The organism is Mycobacterium sp., from assembly GCF_049281135.1.
GTDB lineage: Bacteria > Actinomycetota > Actinomycetes > Mycobacteriales > Mycobacteriaceae > Mycobacterium.
In genome coordinates, this window is the sequence record NZ_JBAPRN010000060.1 from 1 (window position 1) to 2,661 (window position 2,661).

Genomic DNA, 2,661 nt, shown 5'->3' on the forward strand with positions numbered 1-2,661 from the left:
CGTCGAGCCGGTCGGCACCGGCCAGACCGGTGCCACCTATCGCGTCGTTCCCACCTACGCCCAAGCGGTGCAGCTGCCGTCGTCGTTGGTGGTGAAACTGGCCTCCCAGGACGACACCGTGCGCGACCGTGTTGCGTTGGGTTACCGCGCCGAACACGCCTTCTACCGCGATGTCGCGCACACGGTCGCGGTGCCGTTGCCCACCGTGTATCACTGCGCCATCGACTGTGACGGAACCGACTTCGTCCTCGTGATGGCCGATATGGCTCCAGCGGTTCAAGGCGACCAGATCGCCGGCTGCACACCGGCACAGGCCCAGTTGGCGGTCGAGGCGCTGGCCGGCCTGCACGGACCACGATGGTGTGACCCAGCGTGGCTGGAGTTCACCGACGCACCGATGCCCAAAGCCGACCGCGACCTCGCCCGCGGGTTCGGCGACCTCGTGCGTGCGGCCACCGACGTGACGATCATGTTCCTCGGGGACCGGCTTGTCAGTGAGGACCAGGAAACCCTCGTCGATGTGGCCGACCTCATCGAAGCGTGGCTACTGCTGGAAGCCGACCGCTTCGCCCTGTTGCATGGTGACTACCGCATCGACAACATGCTGTTCGACCCCGCCGGTGCCACCATCACCGTCGTCGACTGGCAGACCCTGACCGTGGGCCTGCCCGCCCGCGACCTGGCCTACTTCTTCGGCACCAGCCTGCAACCTCAACTGCGCAAGTCCCACGAACGCCGCCTCGTCTTGCGGTACCACAACGCCTTACGGGCGCACGGCGTGCGCGATTACCCCGACACCGAGTGCTGGCGTGACTATCGACTGGGCATGCTTCAGGTACCGCTGCTCACCACTCTCGGATTCGCTTCATCCGCGGTCACCGACCGCGGCACTGAAATGTTTTTGACGATGCTGCACCGGGGGTGCCGCGCCATCCGCGAACTAGACACCCTGCCCCTCGTCCGCGACCTCACGGTGAGCTAGCCCCAAGCGTGCCGGCGACCGAAACCGCAACTCCCGCAACTAAATCAAACCTCCCCGATGGAGGTCAAAGATCGAGAACAGTAAATCCTAACTCCCACAATCACTAACGAACCAAGCAAATGGCCAGAACAGGAAGGCATACCATGACCGCTGCCCCACCCATCAAGGTGTTCCAAGTGGCCACCGGCAACGTCGGCTCCGAAATGATCAAGCGCTTCGCAACCCAGCCCGACCTGCAATTGATTGGAGTGCACTGCTACTCGCCGGACAAGATCGGCCGGGACGCAGGCGAACTGGCCGGCGTAGCACCCAACGGAGTGAAGACCACCGGCACCATCGAGGAGATCCTCGCGGCCAAGCCCGACGTGCTTACCTTCCACGGCGTATTCCCCGATGAGGACCTCTACGTCAAAGTCCTCGAAGCTGGGATCAACATCGTCACCACTGCCGACTGGATCACTGGCTGGCACCGCGACCGTAATCACCCCCACCACTCGGGCAAGCCGGTGACCCAACTCCTCCAGGACGCCTGCGAAAAGGGCGGGTCGACGTTCTACGGCACCGGGATGAACCCAGGCCTGAACCAGATCCTCGGCGTGGTGTGCTCAGCCGACGTCGCTGACATCGAGAACATCACCACCATCGAGTCGGTCGACGTGTCGTGTCACCACTCCAAGGGCACCTGGACCGAGGTCGGCTTTGGGCTCCCGGTCGACGATCCGGAGCTTCCGTCGAAGCTGGAGAAGTTCACGCGCGTTTTCGCCGACAGCGTGCTGATGATGGCCGACTGCTTCGATCTGGAACTCGACGAGGTCGGGTTCACATACGAACTTGGCGCCTGCACCAAAGACGTCGACCTGGGCTGGTACGTGCTGCCCAAGGGCTCGTTGGGGGGCACCTACATCAAGTACCAGGGCATGGTGGACGGAGTTCCACGGGTCGAGACGCACCTGGAGTGGCAGATGACCCCACACACGGACCCGAGCTGGGACATCAAGGGCTGCTATATCACCCGCATCAAGGGCGACCCAACTATCTACAACAAGTACATGGTCTTCCCCAAGCCCGGCGCCGACCTGTCCAACCCGGACGACTTCGCCTCCCTTGGCACGTCCATGCCCGGCATGCCCGCTCTCTATGCGATCAAGTCAGTCGTCGCACAGGCTCCGGGCATAGTCACCAGCGCCGACCTCCCGCTGCGCGGGTTCGCGGGCCGATTTAAGGGCCGTCCGCTGAATTGACGCCGATCCTTGGGAAGCACAACAGCCACAACCGCAGCAGCGCGCCACCTCAACCAAATCAATCATGTTGACCCGAGTTATGTTTCACGCGGGCTTGGTTGGTACCGCCGTCACCAGGCCGCCGTCGACGATGAACTCGCTGCCGGTGGAATAGCTCGATTCGTCGCTGGCGAGAAACAGCACGAACGTCGCAACCTCGTGGGCGTCGCCGGCGCGGCCGAGTGGAACGGTGACCAAGTCTTCGGGCAGGTGCGCGGTCATGGGGGTCCGGATGAATCCCGGATGCACCGAGTTGACTCTGATGTTGTGCGGGGCCAATTCGAGAGCGGCCGATTTCGTCAGACCGCGAACTGCCCATTTGGAAGCCACGTATGGGTGCGCCAGCGGGGCCCCACGAAGGCCCTCGATAGAGGAAATGTTGATGATCGAGCCGCTCCC

At 63.2% G+C, this 2,661-nt stretch carries 3 protein-coding genes; 2 read left to right on the forward strand and 1 reads right to left on the reverse strand.

All coding sequences use genetic code 11. The features are described from left to right. Together WAN02_RS02485 and WAN02_RS02490 are read left to right on the forward strand one after the other, a co-directional pair. Window positions 1-982: phosphotransferase family protein (locus WAN02_RS02485; RefSeq protein WP_422262529.1), on the forward strand; the 982-nt coding region annotated here is incomplete at its 5' end. 143 nt (window positions 983-1,125) lie between these two features. After that, window positions 1,126-2,223: a dihydrodipicolinate reductase gene (locus tag WAN02_RS02490; protein WP_422262531.1), complete on the forward strand. Its 1,098-nt coding sequence runs from the start codon at window positions 1,126-1,128 to the stop codon at window positions 2,221-2,223. A gap of 84 nt (window positions 2,224-2,307) precedes the next feature. On the opposite strand, the gene WAN02_RS02495 is transcribed toward WAN02_RS02490, so the two are convergent. Beyond that, window positions 2,308-2,661 (reverse strand): SDR family oxidoreductase (locus WAN02_RS02495; protein ID WP_422262532.1); only part of this gene is annotated, 354 nt, incomplete at its 5' end.

Bases quoted from the DNA above. Each gene is read 5' to 3' on its own strand.
- WAN02_RS02490 (WP_422262531.1), top strand. From the start codon at position 1,126: ATGACCGCTGCCCCACCCATCAAGGTGTTCCAAGTGGCCACCGGCAAC.